This is a genomic window from Streptomyces cupreus (genome assembly GCF_014257025.1).
Classification (GTDB): domain Bacteria; phylum Actinomycetota; class Actinomycetes; order Streptomycetales; family Streptomycetaceae; genus Streptomyces; species Streptomyces cupreus.
In genome coordinates, this window is sequence record NZ_JACMSF010000022.1 from 101091 (window position 1) to 122133 (window position 21043).

19 protein-coding genes are annotated in these 21043 nt (G+C 72.0%); 7 read left to right on the forward strand and 12 right to left on the reverse strand.

All coding sequences use genetic code 11. From position 1 onward, the window contains the following. Positions 1-259 precede the first annotated feature (259 nt). On the forward strand, positions 260-4297 hold the full coding sequence (gene fxsT / locus H4N64_RS21390) for an FxSxx-COOH system tetratricopeptide repeat protein (RefSeq protein WP_272491811.1): 4038 nt from the start codon (positions 260-262) through the stop codon (positions 4295-4297). Between the two features lie 64 nt (positions 4298-4361). Here fxsT and H4N64_RS21395 read toward each other — a convergent pair whose 3' ends face one another. From H4N64_RS21395 to H4N64_RS21410, 4 genes are all read right to left on the reverse strand, one after another. Next, positions 4362-6146, reverse strand: coding sequence for an HEXXH motif domain-containing protein (locus H4N64_RS21395; RefSeq protein ID WP_186284009.1), 1785 nt, complete (start codon positions 6144-6146; stop codon positions 4362-4364). 17 nt (positions 6147-6163) lie between these two features. Beyond that, entirely contained in the window at positions 6164-6331 is a 168-nt protein-coding gene (locus H4N64_RS21400) for a hypothetical protein (RefSeq protein ID WP_186284010.1), read from the reverse strand. Between the two features lie 130 nt (positions 6332-6461). Next, complete coding sequence (locus tag H4N64_RS21405) at positions 6462-7502, reverse strand: effector-associated domain 2-containing protein (protein WP_186284011.1); 1041 nt, start codon at positions 7500-7502, stop codon at positions 6462-6464. Positions 7503-7506: 4 nt separating this feature from the next. Next, on the reverse strand, positions 7507-7809 hold the full coding sequence (locus H4N64_RS21410; RefSeq protein WP_186284012.1) for a trypco2 family protein: 303 nt from the start codon (positions 7807-7809) through the stop codon (positions 7507-7509). Positions 7810-7975: 166 nt separating this feature from the next. Between H4N64_RS21410 and H4N64_RS21415 the strand changes: the two genes are divergently transcribed. Beyond that, the gene (locus H4N64_RS21415; RefSeq protein WP_186284013.1) at positions 7976-8155 is read left to right on the forward strand and encodes a hypothetical protein; all 180 of its coding nucleotides are present in this window, start codon (positions 7976-7978) and stop codon (positions 8153-8155) included. Next, a complete protein-coding gene (locus H4N64_RS21420; protein ID WP_186284014.1) occupies positions 8148-9809 on the forward strand; it encodes an aKG-HExxH-type peptide beta-hydroxylase in 1662 nt (553 codons plus the stop codon). Before H4N64_RS21415 ends, H4N64_RS21420 begins: the two co-directional genes overlap by 8 nt. On the opposite strand, the gene H4N64_RS21425 is transcribed toward H4N64_RS21420, so the two are convergent. The 4 genes from H4N64_RS21425 to H4N64_RS21440 all read right to left on the reverse strand — a co-directional run bounded on the left by H4N64_RS21425 (position 9793) and on the right by H4N64_RS21440 (position 13377). Beyond that, positions 9793-10266 (reverse strand): GNAT family N-acetyltransferase, encoded by a 474-nt coding sequence (locus H4N64_RS21425; RefSeq protein ID WP_186284015.1) that lies wholly within the window; start codon positions 10264-10266, stop codon positions 9793-9795. The two genes, H4N64_RS21420 and H4N64_RS21425, sit on opposite strands and share 17 nt — an antisense overlap. Positions 10267-10275: 9 nt before the next feature. Next, positions 10276-11091 (reverse strand): aminoglycoside phosphotransferase family protein, encoded by an 816-nt coding sequence (locus H4N64_RS21430; protein ID WP_336246747.1) that lies wholly within the window; start codon positions 11089-11091, stop codon positions 10276-10278. A 94-nt stretch (positions 11092-11185) separates the two neighbouring features. Further along, on the reverse strand, positions 11186-12166 hold the full coding sequence (locus tag H4N64_RS21435; protein WP_186284017.1) for a zinc-binding dehydrogenase: 981 nt from the start codon (positions 12164-12166) through the stop codon (positions 11186-11188). Positions 12167-12216: 50 nt separating this feature from the next. Further along, positions 12217-13377, reverse strand: coding sequence for an NAD(P)-binding protein (locus H4N64_RS21440; RefSeq protein ID WP_186284018.1), 1161 nt, complete (start codon positions 13375-13377; stop codon positions 12217-12219). A 131-nt stretch (positions 13378-13508) separates the two neighbouring features. On the opposite strand from H4N64_RS21440, the gene H4N64_RS21445 reads away from it, so the two are divergent. Further along, entirely contained in the window at positions 13509-14183 is a 675-nt protein-coding gene (locus H4N64_RS21445) for a pentapeptide repeat-containing protein (protein WP_186284019.1), read from the forward strand. 25 nt (positions 14184-14208) lie between these two features. Here H4N64_RS21445 and H4N64_RS21450 read toward each other — a convergent pair whose 3' ends face one another. Beyond that, entirely contained in the window at positions 14209-14709 is a 501-nt protein-coding gene (locus H4N64_RS21450) for a hypothetical protein (RefSeq protein ID WP_186284020.1), read from the reverse strand. A gap of 6 nt (positions 14710-14715) precedes the next feature. Here H4N64_RS21450 and H4N64_RS21455 point away from each other — a divergent pair, with 6 nt between their 5' ends. Beyond that, positions 14716-16116, forward strand: a complete 1401-nt coding sequence (locus tag H4N64_RS21455; RefSeq protein ID WP_186284021.1) for a M1 family metallopeptidase — start codon at positions 14716-14718, stop codon at positions 16114-16116. 25 nt (positions 16117-16141) lie between these two features. Here H4N64_RS21455 and H4N64_RS21460 read toward each other — a convergent pair whose 3' ends face one another. The 3 genes from H4N64_RS21460 to H4N64_RS21470 form a co-directional block, all read right to left on the reverse strand. After that, a complete protein-coding gene (locus H4N64_RS21460) occupies positions 16142-17686 on the reverse strand; it encodes a M4 family metallopeptidase (RefSeq protein WP_260859849.1) in 1545 nt (514 codons plus the stop codon). A gap of 231 nt (positions 17687-17917) precedes the next feature. Beyond that, positions 17918-18868: a GNAT family N-acetyltransferase gene (locus H4N64_RS21465; protein ID WP_186284023.1), complete on the reverse strand. Its 951-nt coding sequence runs from the start codon at positions 18866-18868 to the stop codon at positions 17918-17920. Between the two features lie 74 nt (positions 18869-18942). Then, on the reverse strand, positions 18943-19518 hold the full coding sequence (locus H4N64_RS21470) for a TerD family protein (RefSeq protein ID WP_186284024.1): 576 nt from the start codon (positions 19516-19518) through the stop codon (positions 18943-18945). 159 nt (positions 19519-19677) lie between these two features. Between H4N64_RS21470 and arfB the strand changes: the two genes are divergently transcribed. Both arfB and H4N64_RS21480 read left to right on the forward strand, forming a co-directional pair. Then, positions 19678-20115 carry an alternative ribosome rescue aminoacyl-tRNA hydrolase ArfB gene (gene arfB, locus H4N64_RS21475; RefSeq protein ID WP_186284025.1) on the forward strand — a complete coding sequence of 146 codons (438 nt, stop codon included), beginning with the start codon at positions 19678-19680 and terminating at the stop codon, positions 20113-20115. An 87-nt stretch (positions 20116-20202) separates the two neighbouring features. After that, positions 20203-21043, forward strand: an 841-nt coding sequence (locus H4N64_RS21480) for a sigma-70 family RNA polymerase sigma factor (protein ID WP_186284026.1), incomplete at its 3' end; no start/stop codon positions are given.

Below are 21043 nucleotides of genomic sequence, written 5' to 3' on the forward strand. Positions count from 1 at the left end.
CGGGATCGGGCGCCTTGTGCCGTCCGCCGTCGGTTACTTGCCGATCCGCGCAGGAGAGTGGCAGACGGCCTTGCACGCCAGACTGCGCGGTGCCACGCTGGACGCGAGAAAGACCGGCGTGCCAGACACCTCAGGGGGGCGCGTTCCATCCGCCGTTTCATCCGCCGATCGACTGTCCAGTTTGTGCTCTCTCCCCCCGTGGCCTGCCGTCTTGCACTGTATGCAGACCACTGCCAGGCTTGGCACGTGGATGTCACGCATGCCCGCGGACTTCGGGACTCCTCTTCGGACTCCCATCCGTCCAAGGGCCTTACGAAACGCTCTGAGAGCGCTTATGCAGTGTGACGATGTCCCACGACCAGCGGCGGAAACGGCGTCTGACGGAGCATCACTCGACGTCGTACCGCACGCCTTGAGCGAACTGGCGCGCTCACACTCCGCGGACCCTCCGTCCGTGCTGCTCGTCGTGGACGACCACGCGACCATGCGGGTGTGGCGGGAGACGGTCGAGAAACTGGCCGCCGACCTCGCCCGCGAGGAGCGACTGGGCGAGATCAGCACGGTACGACTGCTCAGTTCGGACGACACCGAGCCGGCTCGGATCCGGCTTGAGCATCTGCCGCCCGCTCCTTCCGGGCGCCGGGTGGTGCTGGTGCTGACCGACGGGCTCGCCGCGGGCTGGCGGTCGGACGCGGTGCTTCCGCTGCTGCGCGAGCTCGGCCGGACCGAGCCGCTCGCGGTGCTGGAGCTGCTGCCGCAGCACCTGTGGTCGAGGGCCGGACTCGATGTGAACCGGATGCGGTTCAGCAGCGCCCGCCCCTGGGCCACGAACGACTCCCTGCGCTGGGAACTGCGCACCTCCCCCCTCGAACCCGTCGACGACCCGGACGCCAGGGCCGGCGTGGTCCCGGTGCCAGTCCTGGAGCCGACCGAGCACTCCCTGTCCGGCTGGGTGGACCTGGTGGCCGCCGGCAGCGGCGACTGGGTGGAGATGTCCGGGGTCAGGGCCCGGGACTGGAAACGCCGGGCGGACGCGGCGCGGGCCGTGCCCTGGGTGGAGGACGTGCCGGACCCGGCGAGCGGCGTACCGCCCTGGGAGCGGGTCTCGGACTTCAGAGCCGGTGCGTCCCCGACCGCGTTCGCGCTGGCCACCCGGCTCGCCGCGGCGCCGCTCACCCTCCCGGTGATGAGCGCGGTGACCGCCTCCGTGCCGGGCGCCGGGCCCGCCCACCTCGCCGAGCTGCTGATGAGCGGTCTGGTGCGGCCCGCCGGAGCGGAGGCCGAGCGCGCGGCCGACGTGGCCTTCGTCTTCGGCCCCAACATCCGCCAGGAGTTATTGGCACTGTCCCGGCGCAGGGACACCGCCCGGGTGCTGCACGACGTACGCGGACTGCTCGCCACCGCGCCGCAGGACACCGAACCCGTCCTGCCCGCCCCCGAGGAACTCCTCGAAACGGCCGACGTGCCCTCGGTCACCCGGCGCAATGTCGCCTTCCTGCGCGTCGAACTGGCCGCGCTGCGCGCCCTGTCCGGGCGGTTCCTCCCCAGAGCCGAGCGCCTGGCCCGCGCACTGCGCGACTACGACCGGCAGAACTCCGTCAGCCTGCGCAAGGGCGTGGGCTCCCGCACCGCTCCCCAGAGCGAACGCCACGCCGTCGAACAGGCCCCGACGGGGGCCGGGACAACTTCAGAAGGAGCCACGGCCATGACCGCCACGCATACGCAGCCCGCGGTGGAGAGCGGGCGTTCGACGCCGCGCATCTGGGGCAACATCCCACCGCGCAACCCGAACTTCACCGGCCGCGTGGACCTTCTGGAACGACTGAGCGTACGGCTGCGCGAGCGCTCCTCCGAGCCCACCACCGTGCTGCCCGAGGCCGTGCACGGCATGGGCGGCGTCGGTAAATCCCAACTGGCGATCGAGTACGCCTACCGGCATCAGTCGGAGTACGACATCGTCTGGTGGATCCCCGCCGAGCGGCCCGGCCAGATCGGACAGGCCCTGGTGGAGCTGGCCCAGCGACTCGGGCTCGTCACCACTGCCGAGGCCAACATCGCCGGGCCCGCCGTGCGGGAGGCGCTGCGGGAGGGGCGGCCGTACTCCCGCTGGTTGCTGATCTTCGACAACGCCGACGCACCCGACGTGGTACGTGACTACTTTCCGCCCTCCAAGTCCGGCGACGGCGGAACCGGCCATATCCTCGTCACCTCCCGCAACCGCCGCTGGAGCGTGGTCGGCCCCTCCCTGGAGGTCGATGTCTTCACCCGTGAGGAGAGCAAGGAGCTGCTGCGCCGCTCCGGGCCCGACGACCTCGACGACGCCGAGGCGGACCGGCTCGCCGACGCCCTCGGGGACCTGCCGCTGGCGCTGGAGCAGGCCGCGGCCTGGCGCGCGGAGACCGGTATGCCGGCCTCGGAGTACCTGCGGCTGTTCGAGCACAAGCGCGCCGAACTGCTCGAAGTCTCCCCGCCGCCGGACTACCAACTCCCGGTCGCCGCCGCGTGGAACGTCTCCCTGGACCACCTGGAGATCCGCAGCCTCACCGCGCTGCGCCTGCTCCAGCTGTGCTCCTACTTCGCGCCCGACCCCATCTCGCGCTCGATCTTCTCCGGGCTCGGCGGTTCCACGATCGACCCCGCGCTCGACCGGGCCCTCAACGACCCGATGCGGCTCGCCCGCGCCATCCGGGAGATCAACCGCTACTCCCTCGCCCGTATCGACCACCGGACCAACTCGATCGAGATGCACCGCCTGGTCCAGGCCGTGCTGATCCACCGCATGACCCCCGAGGAACAGAACCGCATGCGCAACGGCGCCCACACCCTCCTGGCCGCCGCCGACCCCAAGGGTCCCAACCAGGCGGCCAACTGGCCGCGCTACGCCGAGCTGTACGGCCATGTGATCGCCTCCAACGCGATCGAGTCCGACCAGCCGTGGGTCCGCGAACTCGTGATGAACGTCGCCAGGTACCTCTGGTACTGGGGCGACCACAAGGTCGCCCGCGAGTTCACCGAGCAGGCCTGGCAGACCTGGCAGCAGCTGTTCGGCGAGGAGGACCAGCAGACCCGGCTGATGGGCTGGTGGATGGGCTTCCTGTATCTGAAGGTCGGGCGCTACGACGACGCCTCCCGGCTGGTCGCGCAGCTCAAGGACGTCTACGCCCGTACCGCGCCCGAGGAGCGGGAGGACACCCGTGAGGACGCGCTGGAGGCGGTGATGCTGGAGGCGGCGGTCCGCCGTGTCCAGGGCGACTTCGCGGCTGGTGCGGAACTGGACGAGATGGCATACGACCGGGCCCGCCGCGCGTTCGGCGACGACGACCCGACGACGCTGGGCACCGCGCACAACCTCGGCGTGAGCCTGCGTCTCGTGGGCGAGTTCCAGCGGGCGCTGGAGCTGGACCAGCACACGCACGCGCTGAAGACGCGGCTGTACGGGCGGGACCATCACCAGTCCCTGATCACCGAGGGCAGTATCGCCATCGACGTCCGCGAGACCGGGGACTACGTCGGCGCGCGGTCCCTCCAGGAGGCGGTGGTGGACGGCTTCCGTCCCGTCTTCGGCGCCGGGAACCCCTCCACGCTTCAGACGCTGCGACAGCTCGGTGAGGCCTGCCGCAAGGAGGGCGACCACGCGAAGGCGCTGGAACTGGCGCGGGAAGCCTTCAACCAGTTCACCCGTCGCTACGGCGACACACACCCCGAATCCCTTACGGCCGCGCTCGCGTTGTCCGTCGCGCTGCGGCACAACGGCGAGCTGGAGGCGGCGCGGGATCGTGGCGTGAAGACCAGCGAGCGTTTCCGCCGCGTCTTCCGCGCTGATCATCCCCATGTGATGTCCGCGGATGTTGACCTTGCGGTGACATTGCGCCTCCTGGGCCGGGTCGAGGAGGCTCGGGCGCTGGACGAGGAGGCGCTGGCGTCGCTGACGGACCGGCTGGGTGAAGGCCACCCGATCGCCCTTGCCTGTGCCATCAACCTGGCGAGCGATCTGAGCGCGCTGGGCCGGGTGAGCGAGGCGCGTGAACTCGGCGACCGGACGCTGGAGTTGAGCCGGGAGCGGATGGGCGAGAACCACCCGACGGCGCTGGTGTGCGCGGCCAACCTGTCCCTGGACCTGGCGGCGCTGGGCGAGGAGGACGAGTCGGAGCTGTTGCGCGCGGACACACTGGCCCGAATGGAGCAGGTCCTGGACGCCCCCCGACTGCGCTCGGCGGAGCCGGCACCGCACCCGGCGACTGTGCAGGCTCGGGCGCGGGAGCGGGCCAACTGCGACATCGACCCGATGCCGCTGTGAGGTCGTAATCGTCCGCCGGCGACCGGCGTCCGTGAGGGCGCCGGGACCGCGGGCGGGCGGTTGGTCAGCGGGTCAGCCAAGTGGCGAGTTCCAGGGGATCCGGTGGGGTTCCCGTCGCCGTCGCTATGGCCCTGTGCACCGCTCGGGCTCGTTCGGGGTGGTGGGCCAGTAGGGGGCCCGCCGGGTCGGTGGGAGCGGTGTGGATCAGGGCGTGGGCCAGGCCCGACCAGGCCGTGGCGTGGGCGGGGTGCGCGGTCAGGTGGGCCGTATAGGCGGCTCGGGCCGCCTTCGCCTCGCCGGCGGCCAGCAGGGCGTCCGCCGGGAGGGCGCCGGTGACCCTTGCCGCCGTCTTCTCCGGGGCCTCGTTGGTGCCGGTCAGGACGTGGCGGGCCAGTACCGCCATGGTGTCCAGCCAGCGGGCGGACGGATCCGCGACGAGCTCGGGGGCGGCCGCGAGGGACCGCGGTGGCGCGGTCGCGCCCGCGAGCCACGCCCGTACCGTCTCCCGCACCGCCGGCTCGGGCGGACGCAGATGGTGGGCCCGCCAGCGGGTCGCCTGGTCCGCGGCGCACAGCCGGGCCAGGCTCAGCTGGGCCTCGGGAACCGGCTCGGCCAGCCACCGCGCGCAGCGGTCCTGCAACCGGCTGAGGACGCGCGCGCCCGTCGGGGTCAGCCGGGGATGCCGGTGGACCTGTTCCAGCGCCGAGGCCACATGCGCCCGCCACAGGGCGAACTCGAAGTGCGGTACGGCCTCCGGGGCGCCGTCGGCGGCGCGCCGCACCCGCCAGAAGCCGGTGACGCCCATGAAGGCGTAGATGCCCTGGAGCAACCCGTCCAGGGGCCGGGGGTCGTCCCGCCAGGGCGCGTACCAGAGCTGGGTGCTCTCCTCGGTGCCGCCGGTCAGCGGGATCAGATGCAGCAGCCCGCCGAGCTTGGTGTGCTGGAACTCGTGCACCAGGGTGGCGGCCAGCTGAACAGCGTCGTCCGGTTCCGAGGCCTCCAGGCCGCCGAAGGCGTCCCCGGCCGACACGCTCCGTGGCCGAAACCTTTCCCTTGCCGGGGTCGGCGTCAGGGAGAACAGACCCCGCCGCATGGCCTCGGCGGTCCCCGGCAGCTCGCTCAGCAGTACCTCCCAGGCCTGCTCCAGCACCTGCCGCCACTGCGCCGTGGCGTCCTCGGAGAGCGGCTGCGGCTCGGTCGGCTGCGGATATGTCCGGTACGGGTCCAGGTCGTCCAGCGCCAGCTCCAGCAGCCGCTCCCCGGGTCCGACGGCGAATCGGCGCAGCGGATGCCAGCCGGGGGCCGGCCTGTCGGACGGGTCCGGTAACGCGACCGTGGCCCCGGGAATCTCCACGACGGCACGTCCGCCCTCGGCCCGTACCGTGGCCCTCGCCCACGGCTCGGTGACGGGCAGCTCGGCGCAGCCCAGGGCAGGCAGCGGCACACGGCCGTGCCGCATCGGTACCTCGAGGGTGAAGTCCAGCTCCGCGCGTAGCGCGGCGGAAGCGGCGAGAGCCGAGAAGTGACCGAGCACCACCCACAGGGGAGTCTCGTCCGGGGGCGTCGCCCCGCGCACTCGACGCAGCGCTGTGGCCAGCCACATGCCCGTCTGCGGATACATGAGCAGCTCGTCGACGACAGAGGGGGCGCGTCGCTGCGCCCTGCTGAGCAGCTCCCAGGCGCGCCCGAGGTCTGTGGCGTCGTCGAGCATTCGCAACAACAGCAGCCGACGGCTGCGCTCGCCGCCGAGAAGAAGATCCACGGTGGCCGGTCCGCCCTCGCCCAAGGCGAGTTCGTCCAGAGCGGCGGACGGCAGAAGATGTCGGGGCAGGGACGACTCAGTGCTCATGGGCGGCCCTGGCGTAGTCAGTCGAAGCGCGAGGGTTGGAAGTCGCCTCCTCCGCTGGCTTGCGAGTGGTCGATGCGTTGCTGAAGTTCCTCGAGAGCCGAGGCGAGATACCGGCTGTCCATGGAGCGCAGCGTTTCAAGAGACACCCCCGCGAGATCGACTAGGTTGGACTCGACGGCGGCCACAGACGGCTCCATGACGGCCAAACCCCTTCCCCCCGGCTCCACTTGTGGTACGGGCTGCTCACATCCCCCTGATAATGGCCCGCCGCACAGGGGATGAAACCCCGCGCCCGCACGGCGCCGCGATATCAGGTCAGCGATGGCGCCGGGACAACTCCACCGCCTCCTGGTCCATTCGGGCCACCCCGACGGAATCGCCCTCCACCAACCGTATCGCTTCCAGGAGTTGGTCCAAGGTCCCGCGATAGCGCAGACAGGTGCGCAGGATTCCGAACACGTCCGGGCGCAGGGCGGGCGAGCGGGGGCTCATGGCCGAGATCACCGGGTCGATGCTGTCGAGGATCAGGGCCAGGCCGGTGCGGTCGCTCACCGAGGGCAGCGCGATCAACGCCGTGACCAGGCCGTCGAGTTCGCGCAGGGGGAGGTTGTCGGGGAGGGCGGCCAGGCTGACGGGGCCGTCGGGGTCCGACGGTGGCGCGGAGATACGGGCCAGCTGGTCCGGGGTCGCGGGCAGGCCGGCACACTCGTGCAGCACGGCCAGTTCGGCGCCGGTCAGCAGCTCGTACCAGCGGTCCACGCGGACGGCGGCGAGGCGGCCGAGGCCGTCCGACCGGTGATGGGCGCTGACCACCCCGATCAGCGCGCCGTCGTGCCAGACCGCCGCGCCGGACATGCCCTCCCACGGGGAGCGGTCCGGGTCCGGGTCCGACTCGGGTGGCGCCACGGCCAGTTCGAGGGTGCCCTCGCGGCGGTTGGACAGCACCGAGATCATTCCGCTCGCGTGACAGGAGTCGCGGTAGTAGGTCCCCGCCCCGGGGTCCTGGCGCAGTTTGAAGCGGGGGAAACCCACGGCCGTGAACGGCAGGGCCGCGTCCGACTCCGGTACCGCGCCGTAGGCGGGTGGCTCACCGCCCTCCGGGAGGGTCCGGCTCGTGAGCTCCAGGAGCGCCACATCTGCCTTGTCGGAGTGGAGCGCCACGCGGGCGGTCGCGCTCCACTCGCCGACGCGGTCGGCCTCGAACCGTACGGCTGTGTCGCGCGCGTGGGTGACCACATGGGCGGCCGTGAGCACCCAGCGGTCGCCCACCCGGTACCCCGAGCCGCGCCATCCGCCCCTGCCCTCGCTCGGAGGTACCAGCACCTCCGCCACCCGCACCGGATCCAGCCCCGCCACCGTCTCAGCGCTCCCGCTCTTCCTCGGCCCCGCTCACCCACGGCGCCCGGCCCCCGCCGCTGCGGGTCCGGGGATCCAGGGTCAGCTTCACCCGGTGCGTGACGCTGTCCGCCAGCCGGCCGTCCGCGCCCGCCTCCACCACCCAGAACCGGATCCTGCCGCCCGCCGTCGCCGACCGCTCCACCGCCACGGCCGCCTCCAGCTCCACGGGACCCACCTCGAAGTAGAGGTCCTCGCCCGCCGCGGCGGTCCGCGCAGCCGTCAGCTCCCTGCGCAACTCCTCGATCATTTCCGCCAGTTCAATCACATCCGGTCCCTACCCCCACCACCGTTTTGTCACTCGATCCGGGCGGATTCGGCGCCGTGAACCTGTGAGTCGGCTGTGATGCACTAGGGTCGCTGAGGCGGTCGGAAACCATCTGAAACCGCTGGAAAACACATGAAACACCTGAAACAGTGGAATGGACGGGGTCATGGACAAGTCCGGAGTCGAGTCCGAGCTGATCGACCTGAGCGGTGTCCCACTGGACGCCTGGCCCTCCCTCCCCCTTCACCCGGCCGCCGACGGCTCCCTGCGGCGACTGCTCAGCCGTATCGACGATCCGGCCGGCAGCCTCGGCGGCTACAACCCGCAGCGCGACGAACGTGACTAGCCCGCACGTCCTGGCCGCCGAGTCCTTCGACGAACTTCTCGGCGGCGGCGGCGGTTCCGCGACCGTGGCCGCGCTCCGGGCGAGCGAGCGCAGTTGGCGGCTGTTGGTCGTACGTGCCCTGCTGGACGCCTCCGCCGCACATCCGCTGACGGATGCCTGGCAACTCCTCATGCGGGCGCGGGCCGTGGACGAGGACGCCTTCGAGGAGCTGCTGGCCTATCCGGCCGTCGGTGTGTGGGCGGCACATACGTTGCGCCGGCTGCGCGCTACGGCGGCCGGGGATGCGCCCCCGGACACCGGCTATCTGCAGGCCGTCGCGGCGAGCGCGGCGATCCGGGCCGGACTGGACTTCCGTACCGCCGTCCCCGTACACGAAGGATGGGCCGTACTGCCCGCGCTCGGAGCGATGCGCGTGCCCGACGGGTCGACGGCCGAAGTGACCGCCGCCGAGGGGCAGGTACTGGTCGCCGGGCGGCCGCTCGGCGGGCCCGACTGGCACCCCCTGACCCTGCTGAGCGCCGACGGATGCGCCCTGCTCCTGGACGACGCCGACCCGTACCGCACCCTGCGCACGCCCGTCCCCACCGAGCCCGTCGCCGCCGAGGACTGGCAGGAGCTGTTCTCGGCGGCGTGGGAGATCCTGCGCGGGCTGGACGCGGAGGCGGCCGGGGCGCTGGGCGACGGTCTTGTGACCCTCGTACCCCGCCCCCGTGCCGAACGCTTCCGCCCGCACAGCGCCTCCTCCGGTGACGCCTTCGGCGCCGCCCTCGCCTCCGTCCCGGACGACGGCGAGCAGCTCGCCTCGACACTGGTGCACGAGTTCCAGCACAACAAGCTCAGCGCCTTCATGCACCTGTTCACCCTGTACGACGACCAGGGCGCCGCCGGACGGCTGCACTACGCCCCTTGGCGGGACGATCCGCGCCCGCTCGGCGGGCTGTTGCAGGGGGTGTACGCCTTCTTCGGTGTCACCCGGTTCTGGCGTGAGCGTCAACACCCGCTCGGGCGCTTCGAGTTCGCGCTGTGGCGGGCCCAGACCGCGCATGCCCTGCGGGGTATCAGTGCGGCGGAGGGGCTGACCGAGTCGGGGCGGCGGCTGCTTGCCGAGCTGGAGGCGCGGCTCGCGCCCTGGCTGGCTGAGCCGGTGGAGGAACGGGCCCGGGTCGCCGCCGAGCTCGCGGCTGCCGATCACCGGGCGACCTGGCGCGCGTATCACCTGCGTCCCGACCCGCGGGTGGTACGCGCACACGCGGAAGGCCGCCCGGAGGGCCGGGGGGAGCCGGAGCTCGTCACCGGCACTCCGGCGCGCGGTTTCGACACCCGTGCCGTGCTGCTGCGCTGGCTGCTGGCCGACCCGGCCGGCTTTGAAGCCCTGCGCGAGGACCCCGGCGCCACCGTGGAGGGCGCACGCCCCGAGGACATCGCCCTGGTCACCGGGGACACGGCGGCCGCGCTGTCGGCGTACCGGGAGCGGATCCTGCGCGGTGCGGGCGACCCCGAGACCTGGGTCGGCCTCGGGCTCGCGGCCCGGTCGGCCGGGGATCCGGCGGGGGAGGCGCTGCTCGCCCGGCCCGAGCTGGTCATGGCGGTGCATGCCGAACTCGGCGCGGACCCGTTGGAGGTCGCCCGGGGCCTGCTCAGCTGCCCAGCTTGACCAGCGCCTCGTCCGTCAGCCGGTACACCGTCCACTCGTCCTGCGGGCGGGCGCCCAGGGACTCGTAGAAGGCGATGGACGGGGTGTTCCAGTTCAGGACGGACCACTCCAGGCACTGGTAGCCGCGCTCCAAGCAGATCCGGGACAGTTCGGTGAGCAGGGCCTTGCCGTGGCCGGCGCCTCGGGCGGTGGGGCGGACGTAGAGGTCCTCCAGGTAGATGCCGTGGACGCCGCGCCAGGTGGAGAAGTTCAGGAACCACAGGGCGAAGCCGACCGGTTCGCCGGTCGTGTCGTCGACGGCCAGGTGGGCGTAGGCGGCGGGGCGGTCGCCGAAGAGGGCCTCGTGGAGCTGCTCCTCGGTCGCCTTGGCCTCGTCCGGGGCCTTCTCGTACTCGGCCAGCTCGCGGACGAGGGCGTGGATGACGGGGATGTCGGCGGGGGTCGCGGTGCGGATCATGTCGCGAGGTTAACCGCCCTGGCCGCGCAGACGGTCGGCGATTTCCAGGTGCTCCGGAAGCGGAAGGCCGCCCTCTTCGATCTGCCACACCGAGTTCTGGAGCACCCGGCCCAGTGTCCAGGCGCGCGCCCGGTCCCGGTCCAGGCCAAGGACGTCCGTCATCGCGTCGAAGCGCCAGCGGACCTCGTCGGCGTCGAAGCGGTTCCACAGCGCCGGGAACAGCTCGAAACCGGGGTCGCCCGCCAGGGGTTTGGGGTCGATCGCGAGCCAGGGGGCGCGGTCGGAGGCCAGGACGTTCTCGAAGTGCAGGTCCCAGTGCAGGAGTCGGTCGCCGGGTTCGCCCGCGACCTCCCGCACGGCCGCCGCGCAGTCCGCGAGCGGGGCCGGGTCCTTCATCCGGGGGAGCAGGGCCGCTGTGCGGTCCAGGAGGCGCGGGGCGATGTCGGCGAGGCGGCGGAGTTCCGGTGGGGCGGGGGTGGCGGTCAGGTGGGCCAGCAGCTCGGCGATGACGAGGGTGGCCTCGCGGGTGTCGGGGAGGTCGTCCAACTCGCGGTCCGAGTCGAGCCGTTCGAGGAGAAGGGTGCCGCTGTCGGCGGCCAGGAGCCTCACGGCCCCGTCGCCGTTCCAGGCCCGTAGCGCGATCGGCTCCCCGACGGTCTCGTCGTCGACGTCCTGGAGCTTGAGCACGGCCGGTGTGCCGTCGGCCCGGAGCACGGGGAGGACGTGCGCGCAGCGGCCGCGCATGGGCGGGCCGTCGCGGCGCAGGTCCCACTGCCGGAGGAAGTGCGCGGCGCGTTCCGCCAGCTCGCCCGGAATGTCGATCACGGGGTGACGGTAGCGGCGCGATCGAGGCTCGGGCCAGGCAATAACCATGCCGCTCCACGGCGCGGTTCCACACATACGGAAGCGCACTGACCCGTCACGGCTCCAGTACGACCTTCCCGGTCGTCCCCCGCGTCTCCAGCGCCCGGTGGGCCGCGGCGGCCTCGGCCAGCGGGAAGCGTTGGACGGCCGGGCGGAGGTGGCCCTCCGCTGCCTCCACCAGGGCCCGGAGTTCGAGAGTGCGGACCGGGTTGGGGCCGCCTGCCTTGCCCAGCATCACCGGGCCGAGGACCTGTTCGGAGACGCCCTCCACGAGGTAGGGCTCGCCGTCGTGGATGCCCTCGCCGGACCAGCCGAAGACGATGTGCTTGCCGCCGGGGCCGAGCAGCGCCACGGCCTCCTTCGCCGCGCTGCCGCCCACGCCGTCGAAGACCACCGTGGCCGCACGCCCGCCCAGCCAGGCGCGGACCTTCTCCGGCCAGTCGGGGTCCTTGTAGTCGACGGCGAGGTCGGCGCCGTTCGCCTGGACGCGGGCGACCTTCTCCGGGCCGCCGGCGAGGCCGATGACGGTGGCGCCGGCGTTCTTGGCGTACTGCACGAGCAGGGTCCCGATGCCGCCGGCCGCCGCCGGGACGACGGCCACGGAGTCCGGTCCCAGCTCGGCGAACTGGAGGATTCCCATCGCCGTACGACCCGTGCCGATCATGGCGACCGCCTCGGCGAAGTCCAGGTTCTCCGGGATCTCGTGCAGCCGCTCGACATCGGTGACGGCGAGTTCGGCGTACCCGCCCGGCGCGAAGCCGAGGTGGGCCACCACCCGCTTGCCGAGCCAGAGTTCGGCCACGCCCTCACCGAGGGACTCGACCACGCCCGCGACCTCGCGGCCCGGGACGGTGGGCAGCGGCGTCGGGGCGGGGGCCGGGCCCTGCGCGCCCTCGCGCAGAGCGGTGTCGAGGAGGTGGACACCGACCGCGGCGACGGCGATACGGACCTGGCCGAGGCCCGGCCGGGGGTCCTCGACCTGCTCGTAGGTGAGGTTCTCGGCCGGTCCGAAGGCGTGCAGGCGGATGGCGTGCATCAGGGGTCCCCCATCACTCGTTGGCTCTTCCGGGGGACCACTCTTCAACCTCAAGCATGCTTGAGGTCAAGTGCGTTCTGTCCGAGGGCCAGCGACACCGCGGTCAGGGCGCTGTTGAAGGACACCTCGGAGAGCACTCCGGGCGCGGCGACCTGGTCGCCCGCGAGAAAGACGCCGTCGCCCCTGTCGATGGCCGGGCGGTCCCGCCAGCTGGTGCCGGGCAGGTCCACGGCGCCGGTACGGCCGTTCGCGAGCGCCTCCCGCCGCCAGGTGACCCGGTCCCGCCAGCCCTCGAAGGCGAGGTCCAGCAGGTGCTCGGCACGGGCGATGCCGGCGGCCTTCGACTCGCCCGGGCCGAGCGGGATCTGCCCCTGGATCAATTGCTCACCGGCCGGAGCGAGGGTCCGGTCCTGCGCGGTGAACCGCTCGATCCACCCCGGGCGGTCCAGGTCGGACACGGCGAAGGCGTCCCCGCGCCGGGTGCGCACGGCCAGGTCGATCAGCGCCGTACGCCCGCTCGTCCAGGTCAGGCTGTCGTCCTTCAGCAGCCGCCGCGCGGAGTCCATGGAGGTGGCGACGACGACCGGGGCGTCGGTCGGGAGGGTGTCGACACGGGACAGGGTCTCGATCCGGACTCCGAGGTTCCAGGCGTGGTCGGCCATCCGCCCGATGACACTGCCCCAGCCGCCGCGCGGGTAGTGCGCCTCCGGGGGGAGCTTGGTGGCGCGGCGCAGCCGCTCCTGCACGAAGGCGGCGGACAGCGCGCCGGGGTCGTGGTGGAAGAGGGCCACGGCGGAGTAGTGCGCGGCCGCGCGGGCGCCCTCCTCGCCCGCGATACCGGACGCCCAGCTCAGGAAGTCCACGTCGACGGGCGCCTGGGGCAGTCCGCGGCGCAGCATCTTGAGCATGCCGAAGGGCGGGGTGCGGCGCAGCACGCCCTTGTGGCGCAGCCGCAGCCGGGCGGCCTCCAGGGGCGGGAGCGGGGCGAGCGGTCCGATCAGATCGCGCTGCTTGAGCCAGGCCCAGTGCGGGCCGCCGTTGTAGAGGGCGTGCGGTCCCTCGTTCGTCCGGTACGGCCCCTCGGCGGTCCGCGCCCGTCCGCCCAGGCTGTGGTGGGCCTCGTACACGGTGACCTTGGCGCCCGCTTCGGCGGCGGTGATGGCCGCGGAGAGTCCGGCGAAGCCGCCGCCGATGACGGTGATGCGGTGCATAGGGGTCTCCCTCTGCTCGGGTGGCCTTCTGCTTGGTGGCCTTTCTTCCAGTACGACGCAGCGAGCACCCTCGAATGTGACATCGGCCGGGTTTGTGCAGGTCAGAGCCGTTGTCAGTGGTGGGGTGCAGCATGGGGTGCATGGCGACTACGGGTGGTGGCGGTACGAGGGTGAAGGCGGCCCGGCGCCCCGAGGTGCGGCTGCCGGCACTGGAGCCGTACACCGGGGGTGAGCTGGAGCCGGACGGGGACTACGACGGGCTGGAGTTCCGGGAGGCGGATCTCGCCGGGCAGGACGGGGGCGGCGCCCGCTTCATGGACTGCGCGCTCAGAGCGTGCGTGCTCGACGAGACGGGACTCGGCCACGCCCGCTTCCTGGACTCGGTGCTCACGGCCCCGCGCGGAGTCGGCACAGACCTGTCCGAGGCGACCCTTCGTGATGTGGAGCTGCTCGATGCGCGTCTGGGCGGGGTCCAGCTGCACGGCGCCGCCCTGGAGCGCGTCCTGATCCGCGGCGGCAAGATCGACTACCTGAACCTGCGCGGGAGCCGCCTCAGAGACGTCGTCTTCGAGAACTGCGTCCTGGTGGAGCCGGACTTCGGCGGTGCCACGCTGGAGCGGGTCTCGTTCCCGGGCTGCGTCCTGAAGGGCGCGGACCTGGCCGGGGCGACCCTGAGCGACGTGGACCTCAGGGAGGCGGCGTCACTGGAGATCGCGCGGGGGGTGGAGCGGCTGGCGGGGGCGGTGATCAGTGCGGGGCAACTGCTGGATCTGGCGGGGGCGCTGGGGATCCGGGTGGAGGAGTGAGTGCCTGTGTCACAGGCACTGCGGGTCAGGGCACGCGGGGGAAGCGGGCCTGGAGGGTCCAGATCGCCGGGTTCTCCGCCAGGGCCTCGTGCAGGTCGCACAGGTCGGCGATCAGGTCGTGCAGAAAGTCACGGGCCTCGCGTCTGAGCTCCGTATGGGAGAAGGTCAGCGGGGCCTCCTCCGCCGGCATCCAGTCCGCCTCCACGTCCACCCAGCCGAAGCGGCGCTCGAAGAGCATGCGGTCGGTGGACTCGGTGAAGTCCAGTTCCGCCCGCTGCGGGCGGGAGGCCCGGGAGCCCGCCGGGTCCTGGTCGATCCGCTCCACGATGTCGCACAGCGCCCACGCGAAGTCCAGCACCGGCACCCATCCCCAGGCTGTGGACAACTCCCGGTCCGCCTTGGCGTCCGCGAGATAGACATCACCGCAGAACAGGTCGTGCCGCAGCGCGTGGACGTCCGCGCGGCGGTAGTCCGTCTGCGGGGGATCCGGGAAGCGGTTGGAGAGGGCGTAGCCGATGTCGAGCACGAGGCGATGGTGTCACGGCCTCGTAGGATCGCGATCGTGACCCGGTCCCTGCGCCTTGTCCCTGCCCTGATGCTCGTCGCGCTGATGGGATGCGGCGGCGGGGATCACGGCAGCCGCGGTTCCTCCGGTCTCGGCGACCCCTATTTCCCGAAGGCGGGCAACGGCGGCTACGACGTCAGCCACTACGCCCTGGACCTCGCCTACGACCCCGCCTCCCGACACCTCACCGGTACGGCCACCATCACGGCCCGCGCCACCCAGGACCTCTCCGCGTTCGACCTGGACCTCACGGGACTGACGGTCGACGCCATCACCGTCGAGGGCGAGGGCGCCCGCTGGAGCCGCGACGGTCAGGAGCTGACCGTCCGCCCGCCCCGCGAGCTCGACGAGAGCGAGACCTTCGAGGTGCGGGTCCGCTACTCCGGCACCCCCCGGACCATCACCGACCCGGACGGCTCCGAGGAGGGCTGGCTGCCCACCTCGCGGGGCGCCCTCGCGCTCGGCGAGCCGACCGGGTCGATGGCGTGGTTCCCCGGCAACCACCACCCCTCGGACAAGGCGTCGTACGACATCGCGGTCACCGTGCCGAAGGGCCTGCGCGCCGTCTCCAACGGGGAGTTGACCGGCGAGCGGACGAGCAAGGGCCGTACGACCTTCACCTGGCGCGGCGCCGAGCCGATGGCGAGCCATGTCGCCACCGTCGCGATCGGCGAGTACGAGATCCGGCGGTCCACGGCCGGGGACGTCCCCGTGTACACGGCTGTCGCTCCGAGCGAGGGCGAGTCCGGGGAGAGCGTCGACGAGCTGTCCGACGTCATGGAGTGGGCGGAATACAACTTCGGTCCGTACCCCTTCTCCTCCACCGGCGTGATCATCGCCCGCGCCGGGGACTCCGAGTACGCCCTGGAGACCCAGAACCGGCCCGTCTTCCCGGGCGACCCCGACACCGAGCTGCTCGTGCATGAGATCGCCCACCAGTGGTTCGGCAACTCCGTCACGCCCGAGTCCTGGCGGGACATGTGGCTCAACGAGGGGTTCGCGACCTACGCCGAGTGGCTGTGGGAGGAGGACCAGGGCGGCGACAGCGCGCAGAAGACGTTCGAGGCGTTGTACGACAGTGACGACGCCGACCTCTGGGCCTTCCCGCCCGCCGAGCCGACCGGCGCCGGGCACATCTCGGACCGGCCGGTCTACGACCGTGGCGCGATGGTCGTCCACAAGATCCGGCAGAAGGTGGGCGACGACGCCTTCTACGACCTCGTGCAGGGGTGGACGGCGGCCCGTCGGCACGGGAACGCCAGCACCGACGACTTCACGGAGTACGTCGAGAAGCAGGCGCCGGACGAGGACTTCGGCCGGATCTGGGAGGACTGGCTGTACGGGGAGGGGAAGCCGGACCGCCCCTGAAACCGGTCCGGCTTCCCGTGTGGCGTCAGTTGACGTTGACGGCCTTCCAGGCCGCCGCCACCGCCTGCTGCTCCGGGCTGTTCGCGCCGTACAGGTCGCTCGCCGCCTGGAGGGTCGCCGCGCGGGCGCCCGCGTAGTTGGTCGACGAGGTCATATACGTCGACAGGGCCCGGTACCAGATCAGGTACGCCTTGGTGCGGCCGATCCCGGTGACCGTGGAACCGTCGTAGGTGGGGGAGTCGTAGGCGACGCCGTTGATCGTCTTCGCGCCGCTGCCCTCGGACAGCAGGTAGAAGAAGTGGTTGGCGACGCCCGAGGAGTAGTGCACATCGAGGCGGCCGACCGTGCGGGACCAGTAGTCGGCGGAGTTGCCGTCCCTGCTGGGCTTGTCCATGTAGCGCAGCGGAGTGCCGTTGCCCCGGATGTCGATCTTCTCGCCGATGAGGTAGTCGCCGGCGTCGGAGGAGTTGTTCGCGAAGAACTCCACCGAGGTGCCGAGGATGTCGGACGTGGCCTCGTTCAGACCGCCGGACTCACGGCTGTAGCGCAGGCCCGCGGTCGCCGAGGTCAGACCGTGGGTCATCTCGTGCCCGGCGACATCGAGCGAGGTGAGCGGCTTGAGGTTGCCCGCGCCGTCGCCGTACGTCATGCAGAAGCACTGGTCCGACCAGAAGGCGTTGACGTAGGCGTTGCCGTAGTGGACGCGGCTGTAGGCGGCCACGCCGTCGCCCCGGATGCCGTTGCGGCCCAGCTCGTTCTTGTAGAAGTCCCAGGTCACGGCGGCGCCGTAGTGGGCGTCCACAGCGGCGGTCTGACGGTTCGTCGGGGTGCCGTCGCCCCAGACGTCGTCGGCGTCGTGGAAGAGGGTGCCGGTGCCGTTGGTGGCGCCGTTCAGGTCGTACGTCTTGTGGCCGCCGCGGCCCGCGTCGGTGAGGTCGTAGCCGCCGGATGCGGAGGCCGTGGTGCCGAGCGGGACCGTGCCGCTGTACTGGCTGGTCCCCGAGCCGGTCTCGATGGCCTCGAAGGAGTACAGCCGCTTGCCGGTGGCGGCGTCGGTGACGACATGCAGCTCGCTCGGGGTGCCGTCGTGCTGGAAGCCCTTGACGACCGTCTCGTAGGCGAGGACCGGCTTGCCGTCGGCGGCCCAGACGACCTTGCGGGGGGTCGAGGCCGTGCCGTCGGCCGCCTTGAGGGCGGACTTCCTCGCGGTGGCGGCGGATATCGCGGCGTCGGTGGACGCCACGGCTATCCGGACCTTGGTCGCCTTGTCGACGCCCTTCAGGTCACCGCCCTCGGTGACATGTGTGACCAGGTCGCCGCCGAGGACGGGCAGGCCGGCATACGTCCGCTCATAGCGGGTGTGGACCGTGCCGTTCGCGTCCTTGACGACGTCCCGGACGACGAGCTTCTCCCGCGCGCCGAGCCCGAGCTCGCGGGCCGTCGAACCGGCGTCCGTCTGGGCCGACTTGATGGCGGCGGCGCGGGCCGAGGCGCTGAGGGGGAGGGCCGCGGTGGTGTCCGGTTCGGGTGCCGCGGAGGCGGGGCCGTTCTGCAGCGCGAGCACGACCATCGCGGCCGACCCGATCAGGGCGGAGGCGCGCAGGGCCGTCTTGCGTGATTGCTGACTCACTCGGTCTCCTTCGTCGCTGGCCCCATGGTTGGGGCACAGGTGGGGCACAGAGTTGCGGCGAGCCAGGAGAGGGTGACATTGGAACCGCCCTGTTTGACAGGGTGCGGTCAAGACTTTACGTGTTCGTATCCGAAAGCCGATTCTGAGGATCCGTTATACGGACGCCATCCGTTATACGGATGCCTCCCACTCCGTCAGAAGCCGGGCCAGATCGGGCGGCCAGACGGGTTCCGGTTCGGCGGTCAGCTCCTCGCGTGTCCACCAGCGCCAGGTGAGGATGCCGTCCTGGGCGTGCGCGGCGGCGAGTTGGGGGCCGGAGGGCTCGCGGCGTGGGCCTCGGGTGACGTAGATGTGCTCGTGCTGGTGGACGGGGGTGACCCCATGGGTGAAGTCGTGCTCCCAGGTGCACAGCAGCGGGCCCGGTTCCAGATCCGTCCAGCCCGTCTCTTCGCGCAGTTCGCGCAGGGCACCCTCGCGCGGGCTCTCCTCGGCCTCCAGGCCTCCGCCGGGCAGAGCCCAGTGGACGCCGACCTCGACGTTGTCGTAGCGGAAGAGGAGGACCGAGCCGTCGGGGGCGAGGACGGCGACCCGGGCGGCGCGGCGCGGGGTGCGCAGGGGCTTGCGCAGGACCGAGCAGGGGCGGGCCAGCCGGCGGTCCTCGCGGTGGTCGACGACCTCGTAGCCGAGCGCGGTCCAGAAGGCGAGGCCACTGGGGTTGTTGTCCAGGACGGCGAGACGTACGGCGGTGCGGCCCGCCCCGCGGAAGCGGTCCTCGACGCCCCGCGCGATCCGCCGCCCGAGTCCCCGGCCGTGCGCGCTCGCGTCCACCATCAGCAGGCCGATCCACGGGTCCGGGTCGTCCGGGTCGGGGTGGTGGGCGAGGGCGATGGCGATGCCGACCAGCCGCCCCTCGCTGCGGGCGAGCAGTACCTCGACGTCCGGGTTCGCCAACTCCTCGGCCAGCGCGGCCGCCACCTGCTCCGGCCGGATGTCGTCCGGGTCCGGGAAGTCGCCGCTCAGGGCGTGGAACTCGCGGTTGGCGGCGTAGAGCGCGGTCAGCTCGGTCAGCACCGCGGCCGGGATGTCGTGGTCGGGGGCGAGGGTGAGCGGCGTGAGATTCACGCCGGGCAACCTACCGCGCGGGACGCCGGAACCCCCGGCCGAAGCCAGGGGTTCCAGCACAGCGCAGCGTCGAATCAGACGTTGACGCCGAAGTCCTGCGCGATGCCCACCAGGCCCGAGGCGTAGCCCTGGCCGACCGCGCGGAACTTCCACTCCGCGCCGTTGCGGTACAGCTCGCCGAAGACCATGGCCGTCTCCGTCGCCGCGTCCTCGGACAGGTCGTAGCGGGCGATCTCGGCGCCGCCGGCCTGGTTGAGGATGCGGATGTAGGCGTTGCGGACCTGGCCGAAGTTCTGCGAGCGGGTCTCGGCGTCGTAGATCGAGACCGGGAAGACGATCTTGTCGACGTCGGCGGGGAGGCCCGCCAGGTTGACGTTGATCGCCTCGTCGTCGCCCGCGCCCTCGCCGGTGCGGTTGTCACCGGTGTGGACGATGGTGCTGTCCGGGGTCTGCTTGTTGTTGAAGAACACGAAGTGGGCGTCGGAGTAGACCTTGCCCTGCGTGTTGACCGCGATGGCGGAGGCGTCGAGGTCGAAGTCCGTGCCGGTGGTGGTGCGGACGTCCCAGCCGAGGCCCACGGTGACGGCGGTCAGGCCCGGAGCCTCCTTGGTGAGCGAGACGTTGCCACCCTTGGACAGGCTTACAGCCATTGTTGGGAGTCCCTTCCCTCGTTTTGCGTACGAGCACGAAGCTACAGCTACCCGTATGAACGTCGAGAGGGGTACGCGAGGTTCCAGCTCGCTTTACTTTCTTTACTCGCCCTTCCGGGTGCGATATTCGGGTGACGTGGACCGGACAGACGCGCGACCATGGAGGGCATGTCCGGTCCTTACGTCGTTCGCGGCTCCGTCTCGCTCCCCGAGGCCGAGCTCATGTGGCGTTTCTCGCGCTCGTCGGGGCCCGGCGGACAGCACGTCAACACCAGCGACTCCCAGGTGGAGCTCCGCTTCGACCTGGCGCGCACCGAGGCGCTGCCCGAGGTGTGGAAGCAGCGGGCGCTGCAGCGGCTCGCCGGACGCCTGGTCGACGGCGTCCTCACGGTCCGCTCCTCCGAGCACCGCTCCCAGTGGCGCAACCGCGAGACCGCCGCCGTACGCCTCGCGGCGCTGCTGGCGGAGGCCACCGCGCCGCCGCCCAAGCCGCGCAGGCCGACCCGGATCCCCCGGGGCATCAACGAACGCCGTCTGCGGGAGAAGAAGCAGCGCTCGGACACCAAGCGGGGGCGGTCGGGCCGCGACTGGGGATAGTCCCGGGCGGCCGTCCGTCACATCGGCACCGTCTCCTCCGTCAGGTCAGTGACCGCACAGGTCACCACGAGAGGGTGTGACGGACAGATGCCGACCGACCACGACTACCTCGCCCAGCGCTTCGAGGCGCACCGAGGACACCTGAGCGCCGTCGCCTACCGCATGCTCGGATCCTCCGCCGAGGCCGAGGACGCCGTGCAGGAGGCATGGTTCCGCCTCAGCCGGTCCGAACCGGCGCGGATCGACAACCTGGGCGGCTGGCTGACCACGGTCGTCGGCCGGGTCTGCCTGGACATGCTCCGTTCCCGTGGCTCGCGCGCCGAGCGGCCGCTGGAGGCCGTGGGGCCGGAGCCCGCCGCCACCGCCGCCGACCCCGAGCAGGACGCGCTGCTCGCCGACTCCGTGGGCGTCGCCCTGCTCGTCGTACTGGACACCCTGACGCCCGCCGAGCGGCTGGCGTTCGTGCTGCACGACCTGTTCGCCGTGCCCCACGAGGAGATCGCGACCGTGGTCGGCCGTACCCCCGCCGCCGCGCGGCAGCTGGCCAGCCGGGCCCGGCGGCGGGTGCAGGGCGCCGAGCCGCCGGAGGCCGACCTGGCCCGTCAGCGGGCGGTCGTCGACGCCTTCCTGGCCGCGGTGCGCGAGGGGGACTTCCACGCGCTGGTCGAGGTGCTCGACCCCGATGTCGTGGCGCGCACCGAGGCCGGGATCAGCACGGGGGCCCTGGCGGTGGCCAGGGGCGCGTCGGGCTTCGCCCGCCTCGCCCGCCTCACCCGGCCCGCGCTGGTCGACGGCCGGCCGGGTCTGGCGATGCTGGTCGACGGCCGGGTGGACCGGGTGCTGGACTTCACGGTCGTACGGGACCGGATCGCCGTGATCGACATCGTGCTGGACCCCGCACGCCTGGCAGAGCTGGACGTACGTCCGC

Coding starts and splice junctions, on each gene's coding strand:
- fxsT (WP_272491811.1), top strand. CDS start 260: ATGCCCGCGGACTTCGGGACTCCTCTTCGGACTCCCATCCGTCCAAGG.
- H4N64_RS21395 (WP_186284009.1), bottom strand. CDS start 6,146: ATGAGCACTGAGTCGTCCCTGCCCCGACATCTTCTGCCGTCCGCCGCT.
- H4N64_RS21415 (WP_186284013.1), top strand. CDS start 7,976: ATGGACAAGTCCGGAGTCGAGTCCGAGCTGATCGACCTGAGCGGTGTC.
- H4N64_RS21425 (WP_186284015.1), bottom strand. CDS start 10,266: ATGATCCGCACCGCGACCCCCGCCGACATCCCCGTCATCCACGCCCTC.
- H4N64_RS21435 (WP_186284017.1), bottom strand. CDS start 12,166: ATGCACGCCATCCGCCTGCACGCCTTCGGACCGGCCGAGAACCTCACC.
- H4N64_RS21440 (WP_186284018.1), bottom strand. CDS start 13,377: ATGCACCGCATCACCGTCATCGGCGGCGGCTTCGCCGGACTCTCCGCG.
- H4N64_RS21445 (WP_186284019.1), top strand. CDS start 13,509: ATGGGGTGCATGGCGACTACGGGTGGTGGCGGTACGAGGGTGAAGGCG.
- H4N64_RS21455 (WP_186284021.1), top strand. CDS start 14,716: ATGGTGTCACGGCCTCGTAGGATCGCGATCGTGACCCGGTCCCTGCGC.
- H4N64_RS21460 (WP_260859849.1), bottom strand. CDS start 17,686: ATGGTCGTGCTCGCGCTGCAGAACGGCCCCGCCTCCGCGGCACCCGAA.
- H4N64_RS21470 (WP_186284024.1), bottom strand. CDS start 19,518: ATGGCTGTAAGCCTGTCCAAGGGTGGCAACGTCTCGCTCACCAAGGAG.
- arfB (WP_186284025.1), top strand. CDS start 19,678: ATGGAGGGCATGTCCGGTCCTTACGTCGTTCGCGGCTCCGTCTCGCTC.